This window comes from Pseudarthrobacter siccitolerans, from assembly GCF_030823375.1.
In the GTDB taxonomy this organism is placed as follows: domain Bacteria; phylum Actinomycetota; class Actinomycetes; order Actinomycetales; family Micrococcaceae; genus Arthrobacter; species Arthrobacter siccitolerans_A.
Genome location: NZ_JAUSXB010000001.1, coordinates 1707146 through 1729895, shown reverse-complemented (window position 1 = coordinate 1729895; position 22750 = coordinate 1707146). Strand labels below are relative to the sequence as shown.

Annotated in this window: 22 protein-coding genes; 19 read left to right on the top strand and 3 right to left on the bottom strand. The window is 66.4% G+C overall.

All coding sequences use genetic code 11. From position 1 onward, the window contains the following. Positions 1 to 13: 13 nt before the first annotated feature. From QFZ36_RS08090 to QFZ36_RS08050, 9 genes are all read left to right on the top strand, one after another. A complete protein-coding gene (locus tag QFZ36_RS08090; RefSeq protein WP_306635396.1) occupies positions 14 to 1483 on the top strand; it encodes a bifunctional cytidylyltransferase/SDR family oxidoreductase in 1470 nt (489 codons plus the stop codon). Next, on the top strand, positions 1480 to 3141 hold the full coding sequence (locus tag QFZ36_RS08085) for a class I SAM-dependent methyltransferase (RefSeq protein ID WP_306635394.1): 1662 nt from the start codon (positions 1480 to 1482) through the stop codon (positions 3139 to 3141). The genes QFZ36_RS08090 and QFZ36_RS08085 overlap by 4 nt, the downstream gene beginning before the upstream one ends. After that, positions 3138 to 3437: a DUF6752 domain-containing protein gene (locus tag QFZ36_RS08080; RefSeq protein WP_306635392.1), complete on the top strand. Its 300-nt coding sequence runs from the start codon at positions 3138 to 3140 to the stop codon at positions 3435 to 3437. Before QFZ36_RS08085 ends, QFZ36_RS08080 begins: the two co-directional genes overlap by 4 nt. After that, the gene (locus tag QFZ36_RS08075) at positions 3434 to 4765 is read left to right on the top strand and encodes a family 1 glycosylhydrolase (RefSeq protein ID WP_306635390.1); all 1332 of its coding nucleotides are present in this window, start codon (positions 3434 to 3436) and stop codon (positions 4763 to 4765) included. Before QFZ36_RS08080 ends, QFZ36_RS08075 begins: the two co-directional genes overlap by 4 nt. Continuing rightward, positions 4755 to 5888 (top strand): glycosyltransferase, encoded by a 1134-nt coding sequence (locus QFZ36_RS08070; protein WP_306635388.1) that lies wholly within the window; start codon positions 4755 to 4757, stop codon positions 5886 to 5888. Before QFZ36_RS08075 ends, QFZ36_RS08070 begins: the two co-directional genes overlap by 11 nt. A gap of 150 nt (positions 5889 to 6038) precedes the next feature. Then, on the top strand, positions 6039 to 6446 hold the full coding sequence (locus QFZ36_RS08065; protein WP_306635386.1) for a four-helix bundle copper-binding protein: 408 nt from the start codon (positions 6039 to 6041) through the stop codon (positions 6444 to 6446). Positions 6447 to 6460: 14 nt separating this feature from the next. Further along, a complete protein-coding gene (locus tag QFZ36_RS08060) occupies positions 6461 to 6799 on the top strand; it encodes a hypothetical protein (protein WP_306635384.1) in 339 nt (112 codons plus the stop codon). A gap of 3 nt (positions 6800 to 6802) precedes the next feature. After that, positions 6803 to 8428, top strand: a complete 1626-nt coding sequence (locus tag QFZ36_RS08055) for a M20/M25/M40 family metallo-hydrolase (protein ID WP_306635382.1) — start codon at positions 6803 to 6805, stop codon at positions 8426 to 8428. A gap of 16 nt (positions 8429 to 8444) precedes the next feature. Then, the gene (locus tag QFZ36_RS08050) at positions 8445 to 9632 is read left to right on the top strand and encodes a carboxylate-amine ligase (protein WP_306635380.1); all 1188 of its coding nucleotides are present in this window, start codon (positions 8445 to 8447) and stop codon (positions 9630 to 9632) included. A gap of 71 nt (positions 9633 to 9703) precedes the next feature. Here QFZ36_RS08050 and QFZ36_RS08045 read toward each other — a convergent pair whose 3' ends face one another. After that, a complete protein-coding gene (locus tag QFZ36_RS08045; protein WP_306635378.1) occupies positions 9704 to 9988 on the bottom strand; it encodes a DUF1540 domain-containing protein in 285 nt (94 codons plus the stop codon). A gap of 369 nt (positions 9989 to 10357) precedes the next feature. Here QFZ36_RS08045 and QFZ36_RS08040 point away from each other — a divergent pair, with 369 nt between their 5' ends. The 8 genes from QFZ36_RS08040 to QFZ36_RS08005 all read left to right on the top strand — a co-directional run bounded on the left by QFZ36_RS08040 (position 10358) and on the right by QFZ36_RS08005 (position 19645). Beyond that, positions 10358 to 11881, top strand: a complete 1524-nt coding sequence (locus QFZ36_RS08040) for a four-carbon acid sugar kinase family protein (RefSeq protein WP_306635376.1) — start codon at positions 10358 to 10360, stop codon at positions 11879 to 11881. A gap of 39 nt (positions 11882 to 11920) precedes the next feature. Beyond that, entirely contained in the window at positions 11921 to 12832 is a 912-nt protein-coding gene (locus QFZ36_RS08035; RefSeq protein ID WP_306635374.1) for an NAD(P)-dependent oxidoreductase, read from the top strand. Positions 12833 to 13007: 175 nt separating this feature from the next. Next, positions 13008 to 14018 carry a sugar phosphate isomerase/epimerase family protein gene (locus QFZ36_RS08030; RefSeq protein ID WP_306635373.1) on the top strand — a complete coding sequence of 337 codons (1011 nt, stop codon included), beginning with the start codon at positions 13008 to 13010 and terminating at the stop codon, positions 14016 to 14018. A gap of 75 nt (positions 14019 to 14093) precedes the next feature. Continuing rightward, complete coding sequence (locus tag QFZ36_RS08025) at positions 14094 to 15872, top strand: dihydroxyacetone kinase family protein (RefSeq protein ID WP_306635371.1); 1779 nt, start codon at positions 14094 to 14096, stop codon at positions 15870 to 15872. Further along, positions 15865 to 16332, top strand: coding sequence for a ribose-5-phosphate isomerase (locus QFZ36_RS08020; protein WP_306635369.1), 468 nt, complete (start codon positions 15865 to 15867; stop codon positions 16330 to 16332). The genes QFZ36_RS08025 and QFZ36_RS08020 overlap by 8 nt, the downstream gene beginning before the upstream one ends. Positions 16333 to 16349: 17 nt before the next feature. After that, entirely contained in the window at positions 16350 to 17318 is a 969-nt protein-coding gene (locus QFZ36_RS08015; protein ID WP_306635367.1) for a 3-hydroxyacyl-CoA dehydrogenase family protein, read from the top strand. A 142-nt stretch (positions 17319 to 17460) separates the two neighbouring features. Continuing rightward, on the top strand, positions 17461 to 18840 hold the full coding sequence (locus tag QFZ36_RS08010) for an MFS transporter (RefSeq protein ID WP_306635365.1): 1380 nt from the start codon (positions 17461 to 17463) through the stop codon (positions 18838 to 18840). Positions 18841 to 18868: 28 nt separating this feature from the next. Then, positions 18869 to 19645 carry an SDR family NAD(P)-dependent oxidoreductase gene (locus QFZ36_RS08005; RefSeq protein WP_306635364.1) on the top strand — a complete coding sequence of 259 codons (777 nt, stop codon included), beginning with the start codon at positions 18869 to 18871 and terminating at the stop codon, positions 19643 to 19645. A 72-nt stretch (positions 19646 to 19717) separates the two neighbouring features. On the opposite strand, the gene QFZ36_RS08000 is transcribed toward QFZ36_RS08005, so the two are convergent. Further along, positions 19718 to 20500: a triose-phosphate isomerase family protein gene (locus tag QFZ36_RS08000; protein WP_373427076.1), complete on the bottom strand. Its 783-nt coding sequence runs from the start codon at positions 20498 to 20500 to the stop codon at positions 19718 to 19720. 425 nt (positions 20501 to 20925) lie between these two features. Between QFZ36_RS08000 and QFZ36_RS07995 the strand changes: the two genes are divergently transcribed. Beyond that, complete coding sequence (locus QFZ36_RS07995) at positions 20926 to 21300, top strand: cupin domain-containing protein (protein WP_306635360.1); 375 nt, start codon at positions 20926 to 20928, stop codon at positions 21298 to 21300. Positions 21301 to 21425: 125 nt separating this feature from the next. Then, entirely contained in the window at positions 21426 to 21869 is a 444-nt protein-coding gene (locus QFZ36_RS07990) for an SgcJ/EcaC family oxidoreductase (RefSeq protein WP_306635358.1), read from the top strand. 38 nt (positions 21870 to 21907) lie between these two features. On the opposite strand, the gene QFZ36_RS07985 is transcribed toward QFZ36_RS07990, so the two are convergent. Then, a complete protein-coding gene (locus tag QFZ36_RS07985) occupies positions 21908 to 22654 on the bottom strand; it encodes an ABC transporter permease (protein ID WP_306635355.1) in 747 nt (248 codons plus the stop codon). Positions 22655 to 22750 lie beyond the last annotated feature (96 nt).

Below are 22750 nucleotides of genomic sequence, written 5' to 3'. Positions count from 1 at the left end.
GAAAGGACCAGCCATGGACCAGAAACCACCCTCTTCCACCTCCGGCACCCGGCGCCGCAACGTGGCGGTCATCCTCGCCGGAGGAGTCGGGGCCCGGATGGGCCTGGACATCCCTAAACAATTTGTCCCCATCGCCGGCCGCACCAGCCTGGAGCATACGGTGGAGCTGTTCGAGCACTCCGGATTGGTGGACGAGATCATCGTCATGATGGCGCCCGGCTACATTCCCAAGGCCCGGGAACTGCTGCTGCACAGCGGGGCCACCCCGGACGGCAAGGCGGGGGCCAGGGCGAGCAAGGTTACCGGCATCTATCCGGGCGGTGCGGACCGCAGCGAAACTTCGTGCCGCGCACTGGAGGCCATTGCGGACAAGGACGCCAACGTCATTTTCCACGACGCCGTCCGGCCCCTGCTCGACGAGGACATCATTACAGCCTGCATCCGCGCACTCGACGTTTATTCCGCCGTCGACACCGCCATTCCGTCGGCGGACACCATCATCGAAGTGGACGACCACAACTTCATCCGCGCCGTGCCGCCCCGGGCCAAACTGCGGCGCGGCCAGACGCCGCAGGCGTTCCGGATGTCCGTGATCGCAACGGCCTACGAGCGGGCCAACCAGGACCCGGACTTCTCGGCTACCGACGACTGCTCCGTTGTCCTTAAATACTGCCCGGATGTCCCCATTTTCGTGGTGGACGGCGACGAGGCGAATATCAAGATCACCCAGCCCATTGACATCCACCTTGCGGACAAGCTTTTCCAGCTCAAGCACAAGACCGTGCTACCCGGCGGGAACACCGGCGGGCTGCGCGGCGCGAAGGTCATGGTTTTCGGTGCCAGTTCGGGCATTGGCCTGGAGCTGGTCCAGCAGCTTGAGGCGGAAGGCGCCTCGGTGATCGGGCAAAGCCGCACGGGCAACGGGACGTATGTGGAGGACCGCCAGTGCGTGGCGCGGGCGCTCGCCGAGGCGGCGGCCGTCCATGGCCGCATTGACCATGTGATCCTCACGGCCGGCGTGCTCAGCGTGGGTCCGCTCGCGCAGCTGACCGATGAGCAGCTGCACCACGATGTGGACGTCAACCTCACTGCAGCCTTCATTGTGGCGCAGGAATCCCAGAAGTACCTGGCGGCGAGCAGGGGATCGCTGACCCTCTTTGCGTCCAGCTCGTACACCCGCGGCCGCGCCAACTACACGGTCTACTCCGCGACCAAGGCCGCCATCGTCAACCTCACCCAGGCGCTCGCGGATGAATGGAGCACGGACGGCATCCGGGTGAACTGCATCAGCCCCAGCCGGACCGCCACTCCCATGCGGACCAGGGCGTTCGGGGTGGAAGCGGAAGGATCGCTGCTGCCCGCGGCGGCAGTTGCCGGGGCGAGCATCCAGGTCCTGGCCTCGGCCATGACCGGCCAGGTGGTGGACGTCCGCCTGCCGTACACGGACCCGTCCAAGGACCCGGAACTGGTGGCCCAGCCATGAGGGAGGCTGTCGAGACACACGCCGCCGAGACACACGTCGCCGAGGTCCATCCCGTCCAGGCCCACAAGCGGGTCCACAGCCACCGGCTCCAGGCGGACCGGCAGTCGCTGCGGCTGGAGGGCCCGCCCATCCCGGCGGACGCCACGCTGTCCATCCTGCTCGAAGGCAGGCCCATCTGGAACGTCCGCGCCGGCGAAACTGTCACGCCCGGCCCGGAAGTGTCCGTCATCGACTGGCCTGCGGCCCTCGCCGGGAGGCTCTCGGGATGGGCGCGGCTCTCAGTGCTCCAGGACGGACTGCCGCTGAGTACGACGGCGACAGTCGCCTTTGATGACGCGCCGCACCAGTTCTCGCTTGAGGAAGCCGGCACGGGTATCCCGCAGATCATCAATAAGTGGGGGCGGATCGGGCGCAACTTCGCCGGCGAGCGGGCCTACCTGATCGATGAAGCCCTGGATGAGGCGTGCCGGCTGGTGGAGTGGTTGCGCGGCCGCGGGCAGGAGCTGTTCGTTACCGGCGGCACGCTCCTGGGACCTGTCCGGGACGGGCGCGTGATGCCGGGAGACGACGACGTGGACCTGGCCTACCTGAGCCGGCATCAGAACCCGTCGGACATCGCGCTGGAGGGCTTCGAGCTGGAACGGGCCCTCCACGCCCAAGGCTACGAAACGGTGCGGCACTCGGCGGGGCACCTGCAGCTGCTGTTCCCGGCGGCGGACGGCACGGACCGGTTCTACCTGGACATCTTCACCTACTTCCTGGTTGATGGCTGGTTCCACGGCACGTTCCACGCCCGGGAGCGCGCCGGGACGGTGAAGATTTTCCCGCTCCGCAGCCTCACCATCAACGGCAGGGAACTGCCTGCCCCGGCGGAGCCGGAGCAAATGCTGGCGGCAATCTATGGCCGCACCTGGCGGACCCCTGACCCGGCCTTCCGGTTCAGCACGCCGCCGCCGGCCCGCCGTCGTTATGACAACTGGCTGGGCAGCTTGGACGGGGACCGGGAGAACTGGGAGGACCACCACAGGGCGCTGCTCCGCGGCGACGCCGGGCAGGGTGCCGGGCACACGCCGTCGTCCTGGTCTGAACCGGCGGCGTTGGCGAAGGATTGGGCCGGCGTGCTCCGTCCTGGCTCCCGGATCCTGGAGCTGGGCTGCGGCCTTGGCGCCGATGCCCGGCATTTCGCGGAGCAGGGGCACCACGTGGTGGCGGTGGACTACAGCCGGCCGGCGGTCCAGAACCTGCATGCCCCGCACGGTGGCACCGGCTCGTTACGCGGCGAAAGGGTCAACCTCAATTCCCTGCGCGAGACCGCCCCGCTGGCGAAACTAGCCCATCAGGGTGCCGGTCCGCTGCACGTGTACGCGCGGCTGCTGCTGAATTCCCTCAACGGGCAGGGCCGGGAGAACACGCTGACTCTGATCGGGCACCTGCTGAGGAACCAGGACGCACCGGCTGAGGCGGTCCTGGAAGTCCAGCCGGGAGAGTCCGCGCCGCCGTTTCCGGGCTGCCGGTTCCACGCCCCGGTGGATCTGGCAGAGCTGAAGTCCAGCCTCGCCGGGCTGGGGCTTGAAGCGGAAGATGTAACACCACACAACGGGCGCCGGGAAGAAGGCGCCGTACCTGCCAGCCGATTGAAAGTGAGGGCAATGCCATGAATGATCCCCTGATTGACGCCATCCACGAGCACGAGCCCCTGGAGGACCCGCTGGAGGAGATCAACCTGCGGCTGGCCATCGCCGCAACTGACATCGCCGAGCTCCGTGCTGAGGTTGCCCGGCTGGACCGGGACCTGGACGAATCCCGGCGGCTGAACCTGCGGGCCGCGGAACTGCTGGACCTGGTGTACGAGCACCTGGCCGGCCGCGCTGGCAGCGCGGACAGCCCTGGCAGCGCTGCAACTACGGAGAGCGCCAAAAATCCCGTTCTGCAGGGCGAAGGCGCCGGCATATGAGCGGAATCGAGATCATTGGCGCGTTCGAGAGTACGTACCTCCCCAGGCACGACAAGGACATCTTCGAATCCACTGCGCACGATGTCCAGTGGAAGCAGGACCTGGCGCTGCTCACCAAGTGCGGAATCAGCAGGCTGAGATACCCCGTCCGCTGGCACCGCGTGGAGGCTGAAGAGGGTGTCTTGAACTGGCAGGACACGGACAAGGTGCTGCACTATCTCCGCGACCACGGCTTCCGGCCCATCGTGGACCTGGTCCACCATACGAGTTATCCCCGATGGATGGAGGGCGGCTTCGCGGATCCGCGGTTCCGCACCGCCTACCTCCGGTACACAGAAGAGTTCGCCAGGCGCTACCCGTGCGTGGAGGAGTACACGCTCTTTAACGAGCCGTTCTCCACCCTGTTCCTCACGGGGCATGAGGGCATCTGGCCGCCCTACCAGAAGGGCCTGGACAACTTTGTGGCCCAGATCCTCAACGTAATTCCGGCCGTAGCGGAGGCCAGCCGCGCTTACGCGGAGCTGCTGCCGGGCGCCAAGCATGTGTGGGTGGACAGCTGCGAACACCACACCGGGGAGGGGGCCGGCGGAAGCGCCTACGCCACCATGGCCAACGAGCGCCGGTTCCTGGTGCTGGACAGCTTCCTGGGCAGGTTCGACGGCACGGGCTATGACCCGGACGGGCCCATGGCAGAGCTGCTTCGTGAAGCGGGCGGCGGGAAATTGCAGGGCCTGGAACCGGGGCGGATCGACGTGCTGGGCCTGGACTACTACGCCCACTGCCAGTGGCACTTCGATGACAAGGGCGGCACGCCCAACACCCCGCACCCCCTGCCGCTGGCGCAACAGATCTACCTGTACTGGGACCGGTACCGGCTGCCGTGCCTGCTCACCGAAACCAATGTCCGCGGCCGCACCTCGGACCGGGCCACCTGGTTCAAGTACGTCCTGGAGCAGTGCGAACGGGCCCGGCACATGGGGGTGCCGCTGGACGGCCTGTGCTGGTTCCCGGTGATCGACTCCACGGACTGGGACTCGCTGCTGTTCCGCAGCGATGGCCACATCGACCCCGTGGGCGTCTTCTGGCTGGACCAGGAGCTGGCGCGGCAGCCGTCCGTGATGTCAGAAACCTACACGAAAGCCGCGGCCGGCGTGTCCGCAAAGGACCTGCCGGCGTACACCCTGGGCGAACCGGTTGCCACGTGGCTGCGCGGGTACGAGTCCCAGATGTCCCACTGGAAGTGGATACCGGCCCCTGAAGCGGATCAGGGAAACAGCCTTCCCCGCACGGAGACACGAATGGAATTGAGGATAGCCAATGCCGAGTGAACTGATTGTTTTGTCGCACCTCCGCTGGGACTGGGTCTGGCAGCGTCCCCAGCACCTGGTCTCCCGGCTGGGTTCCCGCTGTTCCACCTGGTATGTGGAGGAGCCGCTCACACCGTCGCCGGGATTCAGCGGACCAAACCGGATGAACCACATTCAGGTGGACGGCCTCCACCGCGCCTGGCTGGAGATTCCGGAGCAGGGCCACCACGTGGGCTTTTTCGACGACGTCCTGCCGGACTACATCGCGCAGCTGCCTGAACTGGTGGGGCCGCCTGCCGGCGACCGCGTGGTCTGGCTGTACACGCCGCTGGCGCTGGAACTGGCCCTCGCCCTGAACCCCACCACGCTCGTCTACGACGTCATGGATGATCTCGCCGCCTTCAAGGACGCCCCGCCTGAACTGGTGGTAAGGCAGCGGCAGGCACTGCGCCGGGCCGACGTCGTTTTTGCCGGCGGCCGCTCGCTCCACCGCTCCATGGTGCGGCAGGGCCGCACGGACACCCTCCTCTTTCCCAGCGGCGTGGAGCCGGAGCATTACAGGCTCCCGACGGCCGAGGCCCGGGTTCCGGGGCAGCGTCCCGTTGCCGGATACGTGGGCGTCCTGGACGAACGGCTGGACCTCGCGCTGATCGCGGACCTGGCGAACGCCCTCCCGGAGTGGGATATCAGGATGTACGGGCCGGTGGCCAAGATCGATCCGGCCAGCCTGCCCCAGGCGCCCAACATCAGCTATGAAGGCTACACCTGCTATGCCGACCTGCCGGTGGCGATGGCCGGGCTGGACGTGGCGTTGATGCCGTTCGCGCTGAACGAGGCCACCCGCTCCATCAGCCCCACCAAAACGCTCGAGTACCTGGCCGCCGGCCTGCCGGTGGTCTCCACGCGGGTGCCGGACGTCGTCGCGGATTTCCCTGGTGTGGTGCACCTGCGCGATGACGGTGCGGACTTCGCGGCGTTGTGCCGGAAGCTTGGCCGGCGGGATCCGTCGCGGGGGCCGAAAGCGAAGACCCGCGAGTTGCTGAAGCAATACCACTGGGATGCGATCGCCGCCCAGATGGCCGAATCAGTGTTTGCCCACGGATCCCTGGAGCCTGAACCGGTCGGGGCCGAGGCCAGCGCCTGACGCGGCGCTGCCGTGCCGCCGCTGGTCGGGTTGGTCGGAGGGGAATCTTGCCCCTGTACCAGCGGCGCCCATCCCGGTACCGTGAAACAAGTAAGTGTACTTACCAAAAAGGTTGGCGATTCGAAGAAGCCAGGGAACAGGAGAACGGGCATGACCCATATACGGTCCATGATTGACGCATATCCCAAGGACCTCGGCGGAATCGATGTGACCAGGCTTTCGGAGTGCATCAGCGCCTGTTACGAATGCGCGCAGACCTGCACTGGCTGTGCCGACGCCTGCCTCGGCGAGGACATGGTGGCGGACCTGGCCCAGTGCATCCGCACCGACCTCGACTGCGCGGATATCTGCGCCACGACGGGGAAGGTGCTTTCCCGGCTCACCGGGTCCAACGCCAACGTCACCCGGGCACTGGTGGAGGCCTGCCGGACCGCCTGTAAGGCCTGCGGGGACGAATGCGAAAAGCACGCGGACATGCACGACCACTGCCAGATCTGCGCGGAAGCGTGCCGCCGCTGTGAACAGGCGTGCGCTGAACTGTTGACCTCACTGACCTAAGGAGCTGAACAACCATGAACGAAGTACCCCAGCACAGCGAACTGCCGCTGCCCGACTACGACCACCTGCCGGTGGGAACCCTGCCGTCCCGGATCTCCGGCCTGGAGGAGGCGGATGTGGCGCAGCTGGTCACCTACGAGAAGGCCCACGGGAACCGCCTGCCCATCCTGCAGATCCTCGAAAAGAGGCTCCATGACCTGCAGGGCGGCGCCGTACCCCGGGGGCCGCGGACGCCGACCACGCCTGAGGTCAATACGGGCCAGCCAGACACCCCGCAGACGGCCAGCGTGCCGGGACCTCCGATCAACCCGCCGTCGCAGGGCGATCCCACCAACCCGGCCCAGCCGCGGTAAGGCATGGAGCAGTATCACGGCCTCGAGGGCCATGACGGGCCCGGTCACGAGGAACTGACGCACGACGGCCCGGACAACGAGGGCCTCAAGAACCATGGCCCGGAGCCAGCTGCGGATAACGACGGCGGCACGGACCTTCACGCCTTCGTCCGCTCACAGCAGGGCGAATTGGAGCGGGAGTTGGCCGAGTGGGTGCGCGTGCCCGGCGTGCTGGGGGAGCCGGAGCACGCGCAGGACATGCTCCGCTCGGCCAACTGGCTGGCAGCGGCGTTCCGCGGCGTGGGCTTTCCGGTGGTGGAGGTGCTGCCCACCGGGGAGTCGCACGCCGTGTACGCCGAGTGGTGTGAGGCGCCCGGCGCCCCCACCGTCCTGGTGTACAGCCACCACGATGTTCGGGTGGCCAAGCCGGAGCAGTGGGACCAGACCGCACCCTTCGAGCCGGCGGTTCGGGACGGCAGGCTGTACGGGCGGGGCAGCTCGGACGCCAAGGGGCAGGTCCTGGCCCACCTCTGGTCCCTCCGCGCCCACCTGCACCAACAATCCAGACGCTCTCTCACTTATGACCCCCAAAACCCGGACGCTCTCTCACTTAATGCGGCCAAAACCCCAACGCTCTCGCACTCCACCGGGGTTTCGACAGGCTCAACCGCCGGGAGTTCAGGCTCAACCCCCGCGCCGGCCGTCAACCTGAAGTACCTCGTCGAGGGGGAGGAAGAGAGCGGGTCGCCGCACCTGGCCCAGTTGCTGGAGGAGCAGGGGCACAGGTTCAAGGCGGACCTGGTGCTCTTCTCGGACACCCTGCTCTTCCGCGCAGATCATCCAGCCTTGTGCATGAGCCTTCGCGGGATGCTCAGCGCGCACCTGGAGGTTACTGGTCCTGACGTGGACGTCCACAGCGGCGCCGTCTCCGGGGCGGCGCCCAATCCCGCCTTTGAACTGGGCAGGCTGCTCGCCGGCCTTCACGACGAAGATGGCCGGATCGCCATCCCCGGGTTCTACGACGACATTGCGCGAGTGCCGGAGCACTTTCGGGAGGCGCTCGCACGCCTGCCGTTCACAGAAGAGGACTGGGTAGAGCGCTCCGAGTCCGGAAGCATCCTTGGTGAGAAGGGGTACACGGTTCCGGAACGCCTGTGGCTCCGGCCGGCGGTGGAGGTCACAGCTTTGATCGCCGGCGATCCTGGCGGACTTTCCAGCGCCGCCGTTCCGTCGGTGGCGTCCGTGGACCTGAGCTTCCGGACCGTCGCCGGCCAGCGGGTGGAGAAAGTGGCGGAGCAGTTCCAGCAATGGGTTCAGGACACCATCGGGGAGAACTACGGGCACACGCTCAGCGTGGACCTTGAGACCGCCCAGGAGCCGTACTGGACTCCGGACCATCCGGCTGTTGCCGCGCTGGAACGGGCCATGGCCAGCGGCTTCCGCGCCCGCACTGTGGGCAGGATGGGCAATGCGGGCGGCGGCCCGGCCGAGCTCCTCAGCCGGTCACTGGATACCCCGGTCCTGTTTTTCGGAACAGGCCTGGTGGAGGACCACTGGCATGACAGCGACGAGAGCGCCAGCCTTGAGGTCCTGGTGAACGGCGCGGCCACGCTTGCGTGTTTCTGGGACGAACTGGCCCGGATGGAATGACAGAAGGACGACGGCGATGGACGGCTCAGGAACAGAAGACGCCACGGCAGAGGCCGGCTCAGTCCTGGACGCCGGCCGACGCGACACTGAAGGGGCGCTGCGGACGTTCGGCGTCGAGGAGGAGCTGTTGCTGGTGGACCCAGGCACGGGAGAGGCAGTGCCTGTGGCCGGCGCGCTGTGGGACCTGTACGTCCGTCCGATGGACTCCGCTTCCGGTCCAGTCCTGACCGCAGAATTCCAGCAGGAAATGATCGAGGTAGTCACTCCTCCGCACGCCACCATGGCCGCACTGGAAGCGGACATCATTCGGGGAAGGGCCATCGCGGACAGGGCGGCACAGGACGTGGGCGTTCGGGTAGCCGCCCTGGCCACGTCCCCACTTCCCGCCGATCCCCATCCGGTGCAGCTGCGCCGCTTCATGGCCATGACCGAAGAGTACGGGCTCACCGCGAGGGAACAGCTCACCTGTGGCTGCCACATCCATGTCTCTGTGGAGTCGGCGGAAGAGGCCGTGGGCGTGCTGGACCGGATCCGCATCTGGCTGCCGGTGCTGATCGCCCTGAGCGCCAACTCCCCCTTTTGGCATGGAAAAGAAACCGGCTATGCCAGCTACCGCTCGCAGGTGTGGAACCGGTGGCCGTCCGCCGGACCCTTGGAGATCCTCGGTTCCCCGGACGCCTACCACCAGCTCGTGCACGACATGATCAGCACTGGCGTGGCTCTGGACGAGGGCATGATCTACTTCGACGCGAGGCTGTCGCGGCACTATCCCACCGTTGAAGTCCGGATAGCCGATGTTTGCCTGCGGCCGGAGAACACCGTGCTGCTTGCCGGTATTGTCCGCGGGCTGGTGGAGACCGCAGCCCGGGAGTGGCGGGACGGCATCGAACCCGTGGCTGTGCCGGCGGCACTGCTCCGCCTGGCCGGCTGGAAGGCCAGCCGGTGGGGACTGCGCGGCGAGCTGCTGGATCCGCTCACCAGCCGCCCTTCCTCGGCGCTCGCCGTCGTGAATACCTTGTTGAATCACATCCGTCCTGCGCTGGAGGACAGCGGGGACCTTGACCGGGTGGAAGCACTGATTGATGATCTGCTGGCTGCTGGTACCGGTGCTGTCCGCCAGTTGGAAGTGCTGCACCGCACCGGCGAGCTGCAGGACGTGGTGGCGGACGCGATCAACTGCACGCTGTGGGCGCCGGCAGAGTAGCCCGGACACGCAAAAGCGCCGGTGGTTGGGCCCGCCAAGGTTTCGACAGGCTCAACCACGGGGCGGGAAGCTTAGCTGTGGGCGTAGGTGAGGCAGTCGGCGTTGTCCGCGCCGGGACCCACATGGACTTCCGGTGCCTGGCACATCAGGTGGTCGTTGTGGACGCATTCGCTGCGCTGGCAGGCTCCGACGTCGGCCAGCACCTTGGGGAGGCCGCCGTGCATGCCGGTGTCAATGAACGTTGCGCAGCTGGCGTGGTTTTCGGCGCCGCTGACGGTGATGGCGGCGGCGTTGCAGTTTGTATGGTCATTGAAGGAACAGTTGGTTACGCTGCAGTCTGCGACGTGCGATGTCATCTTTAAGACCCTCCGTACTTCGGCAGCCCGGTTTGGCCGTCCCGTGTTGTCCCACGGTAGGCGCGACGCGGTGGATCAAAAAGACCCAATTTGTTGACGTAATTCAAGCTGTTGCCCAAGGGGCACATCGTCGGCCGGAACATGGGTTATCGGCACCTTCGGCGGTCACGGGAGTATGAAGTGTCAGCTGGCCGGAAACAGCACCGACAAGATTCCCGCCCGATTTTGCTCCACCCTGGTGCCCCCGGCCCTTTAAAGGAATATTTTGCTGAAGGATCACGGTGATGCGTGCCACAGGGCAACGAGCCCCTAGGTCAGGAAACTTACAAAGGCAATTGAGCCAATCGTTCCCCCATATCGGAGTTCAAAGTGCCCATAGAAGCAGAGTTGCTGGCCTCTTTTCCGCCCGAAGTCCAGGTTCCCGCCACGCTGGTAGCCCGTAAAGTAGCGGGGTCCTCCGCGGAGATTTTCCGGATTCTGGTGGTCTTGGATGATGATCCGACGGGTACCCAGTCGGTGGCCGATTTGCCGGTGTTGACGCGGTGGGAAGTGGCGGACTTCGAATGGGCTTTTGGGCAGGGCAAGCCTGCAGTGTATGTGCTTACGAACACGCGCAGCCTTGATCCGGCGGAGGCCGCCGCCCGGAATGAGGAGGTCGTCCGGAACGCCCTGACGGCGGCGGCCGGCGCCACCGGATCCGGCACCGCCTCCGGCGCGGGGGCTGTCCCGCTGAAGGTGGGTTTTGTGAGCCGGAGTGATTCGACCTTGCGGGGGCACTTTCCGTTGGAGCCCGATGTTATTGCCTCAACGGTCGCCGCGGTCAGCGGTGAGGTGACCGACGGGGTGGTGATCGTGCCGGCGTTCCCGGACGCGGGCAGGGTGACGATCGGCGGTGTGCATTACATGCGCGGGACCGGTGCCGCGGCGGGAGAGCTGATCCCGGTCGCGGAGACGGAGTTTGCCCGTGATGCCAGCTTCGGGTTCGCCAGCTCCGAGATGGCCCGGTATGTGGAGGAGAAGTCCCGCGGCCGTTTCCCGGCAGCGTCGGTGATCGTGCTGGGTCTGGACATCGTCCGGGCCGGGGCCGGGACAGACGGTGTTCCTGCGGATCCGGAGCGTTCGGCCCGGGCGATCGCGGACGCGATCGGCGCGGCGACGGAGTCCACCCCGATCGTGGCGGACATTGTGACCGAGAATGATCTGCGCGCCCTGGCCCTGGGACTGGAGGAAGCAGAACGCCGCGGCAAGAACCTCCTCTACCGGGTAGGTCCGCCGTTCGTCCGGGCCCGGATCGGGCAGGAGATCCGGCCCGAGCTCAGCGGCGCGGAAGCCTACGCCGGCCATACCCCGTCCGAGGCCGGCGGCCTGATCGTGGTGGGCTCGCACGTGGGCGTTACGACCCGCCAGCTGAAGGCCCTTACCGACCAGCACGCCGCGGCCCGGATCGTAGAGATTGATGTTGCGGAACTGCTCCGCGCGGACGCGGACGCCTACCTGGACCGGTGCGTCGATGAGGTCACCGCTGCCCTGCACGGCGGGGACGTGATCCTGCACACGAGCCGCCTGCTGATCAGGACCGATGACACTGTCGAAAGCCTGCGGATCGCACGCACTGTCTCTGCCGCCGTCGTCTCCGTGGTAAACCGCACGCTCAAGACTTTCCCGCCCCGGTTCGTCATCGCCAAGGGCGGCATCACTTCCTCCGACGTCGCGGCCCATGGACTGGAGATCCGGCATGCGATGGTCCGAGGGCCCATGCTGCCGGGCATCGTGAGCCTCTGGGAGCCGGTGGACGGCCCCGCCAAGGGCATCCCGTTCGTCGTCTTCGCTGGCAACGTGGGTGATGACCAGTCCTTGGTCCAGGTCACGCGCAAACTCAGCAACACCTTTTAGGCCCCACCACCTGAAACGATGCCTTCACTGGAGAACACCATGACCGCACAGTACACAGTCACCGTCCTTGGCCTGGGCGCGATGGGCCTGCCGATGGCGGCCCGCCTCGCCACCCGGCTCACCGTCCACGGCTTCGACATCGCCGAACCGCGCCTGAAACTCGCGGAGGAGGCAGGCATCCGGACCTTCACCTCGGCCAGGGACGCGGCCCGGGGCGCCGATGCCCTGCTGCTCGCGGTCCGCAACGCCGAACAGCTCAACGAGGTCCTCTTCGGCGCCACCGGCGTCGCGGCCGTGCTCAAACCCGGCGCCGTCGTGATCCTTGGCAGCACCGTCGGCACCGACGCGATCCCCCCGACTGTGGCCCGCCTCGCCGAACTCGGCGTCTCCCTCGTTGACGCGCCGCTCTCCGGCGGCCCCAAGCGCGCCGGCGAAGGAGACCTGCTGATCGTCGTCGGCTCCGACCCCGCCGCCCTGGACAGCGCCCGCCCGGTCCTGGAACTCCTGGCTTCCACCCTGACCGTCGTCGGCAACAAGCCCGGCGACGGCCAGGCCCTCAAGACCGTCAACCAGCTCCTCTGCGGCGTCCACATCGCGGCCGCCGCAGAAGCCATGGCCCTGGCTGACGCACTGGGCCTTGACCAGGCCAAGACCCTCGCCGCCCTCGAAGCGGGTGCCGCCGGCTCGTTCATGCTCTCCAACCGCGGCCCCCGCATCCTGGAGGCCTACAACGAGGGCGGCGCTGAAGTCCTGTCCCGCCTGGACATTTTCGTCAAGGACATGGGCATCGTAGGCAAAGCCACCCGCGCCGCCGGCCTCGCGACCCCCGTAGCCGCGGCCGCCGAACAGCTTTACCTCCTCGGCCAGGCCCAAGGCCTCGCCGCCGCCGACGACTCCGCCGTCATCAAAGTCATCGCCCCCGCTAAACGCACCGGACTTACCGAGGGATAAGTGGACCTTCGGGTGCGTCGCCACAGCTGGATGGCCTGGGCAGCCGGTGACCCCTTCCAAAGCGGGAACAGTCCCGATAGGTTTCTGAGTGTCCCGGGACAGTCCTTGTCGCCTTGACAGCTTTCTGCCGGGGCGGTTCCTCCAGGAACAGGATTCACGAAGGAGTGAAGAACCAATGGCGTACACAGCTGAAAATTGGCCGATCACCGCGGCCCTCCTGCAGTTTCCAGGAACGGACGCCCAAGGCACACCAATCAACGACGCTGACGCTTCCGCCTGGGCGGAGGTTTTCACCGAAGTCAAGGAAGCCGGCTTTGCCGACGCCGACCTCACGGACAGCTGGGTTCGTCCCGGCGATCTCAGCAAAGAACGCCTGACCGAGTTCAAACAGACCGCCGAAAGCGTTGGCATCGGCATTCCCGTCATCTCGGCCATCCGCCGCAGCGTGATCGAGAAAGGCAACTGGTCAGCCAACCTTGAGTACAGCCATCGAACCATCGACGCCGCGGCTGAACTCGGTTGCGAAGTGGTTTCGTTTGGACTGCACCAGGCGATCACCCCGGAGCAGCAAAAGCACCTCTGGTTCTGGACGGTTGAAGGTTACAAGGATCCGGTGGACGACAAGGAAGCCTGGGACAACGCGGTGCTGCGTTTCCGCGACCTCGGCCGGCACGCGGCCGAGGTGGGGGTCCTGCTCTCGCTGGAGATGTACGAGGACACCTACCTTGGCACTGGGAACTCGTCCGTGCAGCTGGTGGAGGATATTGGACTGGACAACGTCGGGCTGAACCCTGACATCGGAAATCTTGTCCGCCTGCACCGGCCGATCGAAGACTGGCGCGAACTGCTGGCCAAGACCCTGCCCTACTCGAACTACTGGCATATGAAGAACTACATCCGTGATGAGGACGTGGCCCGGGACAGCTACGTTGCCATGCCGGCCCCGATGGAATACGGCCTGATCAACTATCGCGAGGCATTCAAGATGGCGATCTCCGTGGGCTTCCAGGGGATTCTGTGCACGGAGCACTACGGCGGCGACGGCCTGTCGGTTACGGCCAGCAACCAGGACTACCTGCGCCGCCACGTCCTGCCGAAGACCGACGGCTATGCCCTGGGGACGAGCAAGGTGGCGCAGGGCCGGCAGCAGCCCGCCGGCGCCGGCGCCAGACTGGCCGGCTCCTGAACAGATGGCGGGCCCCCGCGCGGCGCGGACCCCGTACCGGAAACTAATAATCCAACACGGATTCGATGAGGAATCATGACGCAGATTTTCGATAATCCCGCTGAGTTCGCGGATGAGGCACTGGACGGCTTCGTCGCGGCCTACCCCGGCCATGTCGCCCGGGTGGACGGCGGCGTAGTCCGCGCCACCGAGGTTCCCGCCGGGCAGGTCGCCCTGGTGATCGGCGGCGGCTCCGGCCACTACCCGGCGTTCGCGGGGCTCGTGGGTCCGGGCCTGGCCGCCGCCGCGGCCTGCGGGAATATCTTCGCCTCACCAGCGGCCGGGCAGGTCTACCGGGTGGCGAAAGCCGCAAACGCCGGCGGCGGTGTGCTGCTGAGCTACGGCAACTACGCCGGGGACGTGCTGCACTTCGGCCAGGCCCAGCTGCGCCTGAACGCCGAAGGGATCGAGACCCGCACCGTCCTGGTCACCGACGACATCGCCAGCGCACCGCTGGAGCAGATCGAAAAGCGCCGCGGCATCGCCGGGGACCTTACCGTCTTCAAGATCGCCGGCGCCGCCGCCGAAGCTGGCCTCAACCTGGACGAGGTGGAGCGCCTCGCGGTCCGGACCAACCACCGCACCCGTTCACTCGGGGTGGCGTTCGGGGGGTGCACCCTGCCGGGCTCGGACGCGCCGCTGTTCAGCGTCCCGGAGGGCCAGATGTCACTCGGCCTGGGCATCCATGGCGAGCCGGGCGTCTCCGAACACCCGATGCCGACCGCCTCGGAGCTGGCCGGGCTGCTTGTTTCCAAGCTTCTGGAGGACAAGCCGGAGGACGCCGGCAGCCGCGTGGTCGCCATCGTCAACGGTCTCGGTACGGTCAAGTACGACGAGCTGTTTCTGCTCTTCGGCAAGATTGAGAAGCTCCTCAGTGCCGCCGGACTGACCATAGTGGAGCCCGAATGCGGCGAACTCGTCACCAGCCTGGACATGTCCGGGCTCTCCCTGACCCTGCTCTGGCTCGACGAGGAACTCGAACAGTACTGGGCCGCCCCGGCCGACACCCCGGCGTTCCGCAAGGGCAACACGGCACCCCGCGCCCGCCGGGAACTTGCCGGCCCGGAAGCCGCCGCGTCCGAGGCGGCCGAGGACACCACCTCCGCAGCGGCAGCGATCGGGCAGCAGGCGGCGGCCGTGCTCGCCCGGGTGCGGGACGTCGTCGTCGAGTACGAAGAGGAACTGGGCAACCTCGATGCCATCGCCGGCGACGGGGACCATGGCATCGGTATGCGCCGCGGCGTGGACGCGGCCCTCGAGGCCGGACAGCGGAAGGCGGCAACCGGGGCATCGGTTGAACGGGTCCTGACCGCCGCCGGGGAGGCCTGGAGCGAACGGGCCGGCGGAACCTCGGGAGCGCTCTGGGGATCGGCGGTCATCGCCGCGGGCCTGGCGCTGGGCAACCGGGAGTCCTACTCGGCCGGGGATGCGGCCGCCGCGGTGAAGGCTTTCGTGAGTGCGATCACCGAACTGGGCAAGGCCGAACCCGGGGACAAGACCATGGTGGACGCCCTCCTGCCCTTCCGGGACACCTTGCTGGGCGAGCTCGACGGCGGCACCTCCTTGGCTGATGCCCTCGCCGCCGCTGCCGCCGCTGCACGGACAGCCGCCGACCGGACTGCTGATCTCCGCCCGCTCAAGGGCCGCGCCCGGCCCCTCGCGGAAAAGAGCCTTGGGCACCCTGACCCCGGCGCGGTCTCGTTCGGACTCATCAGCGAACGGGTCGCGCAACACATCAAGAGGGAACTGACCAGGCCAGAACCTGCAACATCGGACGAGGCCACAACGGCCGGTAAGGGAGTACATAATGACTGACACCGAAGGTTGGCGCATCGTAATCGGCAACGATGAGGCGGGCGTTGAATATAAAAACGCCCTGAAGGCGCTGCTTGAAGCCGATCCGCGCGTTGCCTCCGTGGTGGACATCGGGGTCGACGCCAACGACTCCACCGCCTACCCGCATCTGGCGGTCAACGCCGCCCGGAAGGTGGCCGACGGCGAAGCCGACCGGGCGCTGCTGGTTTGCGGCACGGGCCTGGGGGTGGCTATCGCGGCCAACAAGGTCCCCGGCATCCGGGCCGTCACCGCGCACGACAGCTACTCCGTGGAACGCTCGGTCCTGAGCAACAATGCCCAGGTCCTCACCATGGGCCAGCGGGTCATCGGCCTGGAACTTGCCAAGAAGCTCGTGGGCGAGTGGCTCAGCTACCGCTTCGATGAAAGCTCGGCCTCCGCGGCCAAGGTGGACGCCATCCACTCCTACGAATCCGACTGATTGGAGAGTGACTGGCCATGACGGAAACACCCAAAAACCCAGGCAAGATCGCGGTGGTCGGGTCCGGCTACATGGGCGGCGGGATCGCCCAGGTACTGGCGCTTGGCGGCGCCCGGGTGGCACTGGCGGACGTGTCGGCCGAGGTGGCCCGGCAGAACTACGAGCGGCTGCTCACCGAATCCGACCAGTTCGTAACCGACGGCCTGTTCCCCGCGGGCGCCACCGAGACCCTGCGGCAAAACCTCTGGGCCGCCACGGATATCGAGGAAGCCGTGGCGGACGCCGGCTTCATTGAAGAAGCCGTCCCCGAGGTCATCGCCATCAAGCACGACACCCTGGCCCGCATCAGCGCCGCCGCCCGTGCTGACGCGATCATCGGCTCCAACACCTCCACCATCTCCATCGCTGAGCTCTCACAACCGGTCACCAACCCGGAACGGTTCCTGGGCGTGCATTTTTCCAACCCGTCCCCGTTCATTCCTGGCGTGGAGATCATCCCGCACGCCGGGACCTCCGCGGCAACGGTCGCGACCGTCCGGGACCTGGTTCACGCCGCCAAGAAGCAGACCGCCGTGGTCAAGGACGTCACCGGGTTCGTGCTCAACCGGCTGCAGTACGCCCTCTTCCACGAGGCTGCCCAGCTGGTGGAACAGGGCATCGCGACCGCGGAAGACGTCGACACCCTGGTCCGTACCACCTTCGGTTTCCGGCTGCCGTTCTTCGGCCCGTTCGCGATCGCCGACATGGCCGGCCTGGACGTCTACAACTTCTGCTACAAATCCCTGCAGACCGACTTCCCGGAACGCTTCGCGACTCCGAAAATCCTCACGGACCTGGTTGAGGCCGGAAAGCTCGGCACCAAAACCGGATCCGGCTTCCTCAACGTCCCGGCAGAGCGCACCCCCGAACTGGTCGCCTACCGCAACAAGGCCTACGTCGCCATGCAAAAGCTCCTCGAAGAACTCGGACCCGCACCCATCAACTAAAACCTGCTTGATGGGAAGTGCTGCCCGGCAATAATCGCAAACTGAAGATGCTAAGTATGGTGACTATTGCGTTTCTCAGTGGTAAATATGTATTGTTCCGCTGCGGAACCGGGCGGGATCGTTACTCACAGCGAGGTGCATGATGACGTCAATGAATCCTGCCAATCAACTTGACGAGCTGGGCCAGCGGACGCTGCGCAAGGTCCGCAACCGCCTTATGCCCCTGGTCGTCCTGCTTTACTTCATCGCTTACCTGGACCGGAACAACGTCGGCTTCGCAAAGCTGACCATGAGCGAGGATATCGGCCTCAGTGCCTCTGCCTATGGCCTCGGCGCAGGCATCTTTTTCCTCGGCTACGCCTTGCTGGAAATCCCGAGCAACGGCGGCATGTACAAGTTTGGCGCCCGTAAATGGATCGCCCGGATCCTCATCTCTTGGGGCATCTTTGCCACGGCCATGGCGCTGGTCAATGGCGAGGTAACCTTCTACGTCATCCGGTTCCTGTTGGGTGCCGCTGAGGCGGGGTTCTTCCCTGCCATCCTGTTCTTCCTGACGCTGTGGTTCCCTGCCGCCCAGCGCGTCACGGTGCTGGGCATCTTCATCCTCGCCCAGCCCGTGTCCAATGCCCTGGGCGCCCCGGTCTCGGGCCTATTGCTGCAGATGGACGGCATTCTGGGCCTCCAAGGCTGGCAATGGCTCTACATCATTGAAGGCGTCCCGGCCATCCTCCTCGGCCTCCTGACCCCGTTCCTGATGACCGACCGCCCCAGCCATGCGCATTGGCTGGCGGACGATGAGCGGGAATGGCTGACCAAGACCATGGACGATGAGCTGGCACACAAGCAGAAGGGCCAGCCCCACCACTTCCTCGCAGGCCTCAAGGACTCGCGGACCATCGCCTACTCCGCGCTGTACTTCGGACTGGTCTGCGGCATCTACGGCCTCGGCCTGTGGATGCCTACCATCGTCGCCGCACTGGGCAAATTCACCACTACGCAAGTCGGCTTCATCGTTGCCATCCCGTACACGATTGCCGCCGTCTTCGTGTACTTCTGGAGCCGGCGCTCTGACCGCACCGGCAACCGGGTCATGCATGCGAGCATCAGCATGGTCATGGCCGCCGTTGGTTTGCTGGCCGCCGGATACCTGGTCCAGGTCAACGCGGTCCTGGCCATGATGGCCCTGACGCTGGCGGCCATGGGCATCTACTCCGCCATCGCCCCGTTCCTCGCCATGCCCTCGACGGCCCTGGTCGGCGCTGCCGCGGCAGCCGGACTTGCCATGGTGAACTCGCTCGGCAACCTGGGCGGCTTCGTTGCTCCCTACGCCGTAGGGCTGTTCAACGACGCCACCGGAGACAACCGGTCCGGCCTGGTGTTCCTCGCCGCCTGTCTTGCCATCACCGCCGTCGCCACCTTCCTCTACGCGCGCCACCGCGCGGAGGGACATGTAAAGCCGGGCACGCCGGCCGCGGTCGGTGAGGAAGCTGTCGCTGCCGACGATTTCGACACCAGGAATTGACAACCATGCTACGAGAGGCCAACTGGACATGACTCCTTCACAAACGTTTCCGGCCGAGCGGACTGCGGTGCTGACGGGTGCCGCATCGCCGCGCGGTATCGGCCGGGCAACGGCGGAAATGCTCGCGAGCCAAGGCTGGGCGGTGGCGATCCTGGATATCGACGGCGACTCGGCGCGGAAGGCCGCCGAAGAAATCGCGGACGTTTACAGGGTCCCGGCGATCGGGGTAGGCGCGGACGTCTCCGACCAGGCGACGGTCAACGCCGCCATTGACGAGGTCGAGGCCGCGCTGCCGCCAATCGTAGGCCTGGTCAACCTGGCGGGCATCAGTTCACCGACGGAGTTCATGGACGAGACGCTCGAGGGCTGGGAGCGGGTATTCAAGATCAACATGACAGGTACATTCCTGGTTACTCAGCGCGTGCTCCGGGGCATGATTGAGCGGAAGCTCGGGAGGATCGTGAGTGTCTCGTCCATTTCCGCGCAGCGCGGTGGCGGCACCTATTCCAAGGTGGCTTACAGCGCCTCGAAGGCGGCCATCATCGGCTTTACCCGAGCCTTGGCCCGGGAAATGGGCCAGCACGGAATCACCGTCAACTGCGTGGCTCCCGGACCCGTGGACACCGACATCATGGGTGGCACGCTGACTGAGGAGCGCAAGGCAGACATGGCTGCGGACATCCTGGTCGGCCGCGTGGGGACCGTGCGGGACATCGCAGCCCTGATGGTGTTCCTCCTCGGCGAGGACGCCGGCTTCATCACGGCCTCCACCTACGATATCAACGGGGGGCTGCAGATTTCCTGACCCTTCGCGGGTTTCTCGTCGCACGGCTCAGTCCGATAGCTCCGATAGCACAGCTCAGTCCGATAATTGAGGTCATGGCGTGCCTTCTGCAGGGCCGGGCAGCCCCAGCCGCGCGGTGGTCTCGTCCAGGATGGTTTTCAGCGCTTTCGGGTCATGGGCGAAGCGACCCAGGAACAGGCCGGCGACGGACATGTCGAGCCGGCCGATCAGGCCCGGTCCCGCGCTGCCGCCGTAGATGACCCGGCTCTCGGCCTGCCCGGGCAGTGAACGCAGGTGCGTGTCCAGCCCGGTGATGACGGCGCTGATGTACTCCGGCGTTGCCGGTTCCGGCGCGCCGATCGCCCACTGCGGCTCATAAGCCACGATAGTCCGCCCCCCGGCGCCCAGACTTGTTGCACGCCTGAACACGGCCTCCATCTCGCTGATGCACTGGCGCACCGCCTCAGTGGCAGTTCCCCGGTACCTCTCGCCGATGCACAGGACGGGCGTAAGGCTGTTGCGGTAGGCGGCAGCGAGCTTCCGCCCGATGACATCGTCGTCTTCCCCGAAGAGGCGGCGTCGTTCGGCGTGGCCGATCTCCGCATACGCTCCGCCGAGTTCTGTGATCATTGGTCCAGCGACCTCCCCGGTGTATGCGCCTTCGTCTTCCCAGAAGATGTCCTGGGCACCAGTGCCGGTGCCGGTGGGGGCCAGGACACGGGCCGCTTCGGCGAGAACCGGAAAGGCCGGGAGTACAAAGAGTTCGATGTCACCGTTGCGCACTGCCGGGTGTGCGGAGGCTATGCCGGCAACGGCCCTGCACCAGGCGAGGGTGCGTTCATAGCCGAAGTACATTTTCAGGCTGACACCGATGATGGCCCCGGTTTGATTCCCGGCCCCGGCGCCGGTTGTGCGTGTTCCGCCCGCGGCGGGGTCAGGAAGAGATGACACCTTAAGCCTCCGGATCGGCATTCTGGGCTTGCTTGTACTCGAATTCGGCGTGGTCGGCTCCGATGACCAGGCGCAGGTTCGCGCTGATGCTCATGTGTCTGTCCCTACCGTTGAGTAGCGCTGGATGAGGATAAGACTATGGCAGCTCCAGCAAAGCCGTGCCACAGAGGACCTGCTCTGAATGGAGGGTAACAAGATATTGACACCTTCCCCTCCCGGGCGCACGCTGATACCGCTGGGTGCCAGTGTTGGCACGGCGTGAGACTTACCCCAGGCCGGCCAACCTACCCCAGGAGCGGTCTGGGCGCTCCGGATGAATAGTTCCAATCACTCCCTGTCAGGAGAAGGAAATGGCCGGAGAAGCAGTCAAAGCCCTTGAGGCGAAGTCGTTCGACGAACCCGACGAACGGCGCCGTCCGCCCAAGACCGCCGTCGATGTGGTCAACATCGGAGACACCACTTTGGGCAGGTTTACTTTTGAGCCGGGCTGGCGGTGGTCCGAGACCATCAAGACCGTGGTGCACACGGACAGTTGCCAGGTCAATCACGTCGGGATCTGCGCTGCCGGAACGCTGACGGTTCAAATGGATGACGGCGCCCGGGCCACGGTCACTGCGGGCCACGCCTACACCATTCCGGCCGGCCATGACGCGTGGGTGGAAGGCGACGAGGCATTCGTGGCTTACGAAATCATGAGCGCGGCTGCCTTTGCCAAGCCTGCCTAGGCCCACAGAGCCCCGGCGCGGGTCGCGCCGCGCTGGGATCGCGGCCCTGGGGCTCCGCGCGGTGATCGCGGTGGCGCCCGGCCTCGTAGACCTAGAGGCCATCCGGACGTTCCTTGGGGGCGGCAATGGATGATTCAGAAGTCCGCAGGCTGTACGAGGGGTTGATCGCGGCCTGGAACCGGCGGGATGCCCGGGGTATGGCGGAACTTTTCCGGGAGCGCGGGCTCCAGATCGGATTCGACGGTAGCACCGCAACGGGGCCGGACGAGATCTTGGAGCACTTGGCCCCGATCTTCAGGGACCATGCAACGGCCGCTTACGTCTCCAAGGTGCGGGAAGTGCGCCCGCTGGGGCCCGGCACCGCGCTGCTGATCGCCATCACCGGCCTGGTACCGCCCGGGCAGACCGACGTATCCCCGGCCACCATCGCGCACCAGACTCTGGTGGCCGTCCGCGAAGACGGCATCTGGGGCATCGAGCTCTTCCAGAACACGCCGGCCCAGTTCCACGGCAGGCCCGAGCTGGTGAACGCGATGACCGCCGAGCTGCAGCAGATGCTTGCAGGGTGAGCGGGCCTAGATGTACTGCCCAGGCTTGCGCAGTACACCTAGAACGGTTCCGGCCGCACCTTTACGGCGCCGAGGGAGCGGATGAGTGCGACGGCGGTGAGGGCACCGGCCGCCATGATTGATGCCAGCACCACCACCTGGAACCGGCCGGCCTCCAAGGGGGACGCGCCGCCGAAGATCGCACCCACAAACGCGCCGGGCAAGGTCACCAGGCCGGTGGTTTTGGTCTGGTCGGTGGAGGGGATCAGGGCGGCATGCACCGAGTAGCGCGCCTGGGTTAATGTGGCCCGCCGGGCCGTGGCTCCCAGCGCCAGCCAGCCTTCCACCTGGTCCCATTGCTCGCGGACGGCTTCAAAAAAGCGCCGCCCTGCCAGCACCGAGATGGTCATGCAGTTGCCGATCACAATGCCGCCGACGGCGAGGACGTACCGCGGCGTGAACTCGATGGCCCCCGTGCCGAACACGACGGCGAGAGTCACCGTGATGCCCGCGGCCATGGTCCCTGCCACCACGGGAAACCGCTGCCAGGACCACGTCAGCCTGCGGGTTGCGGTGACGGCAGCCACCGTGAACATCACCAGCAGTGCCATCGCCACCCACAGCGGATCGCTGATGATGCCGCCCAGCACCAGGCTGATGAGGGCGAGCTGGGCGGCGCCGCGGAGGATGGCCAGGGCGGGGGCAAGGTACGACGGCGTGCGCGCGCCCCGGAGGACGGCAACGGTGAGTGCCATCAGGATGGCCACTGCCACGAGAGTGGGCACCAAGGCAGCGAGGTCGGCCATCAGCCCAGCCTATGGCCCGCCACCCCTTGCCGGCTGTTTTCGCCAGTGCGTCCTTCCCCATTTCCGTACCCTGCGGTTCAGGGGGAGGACACGCCG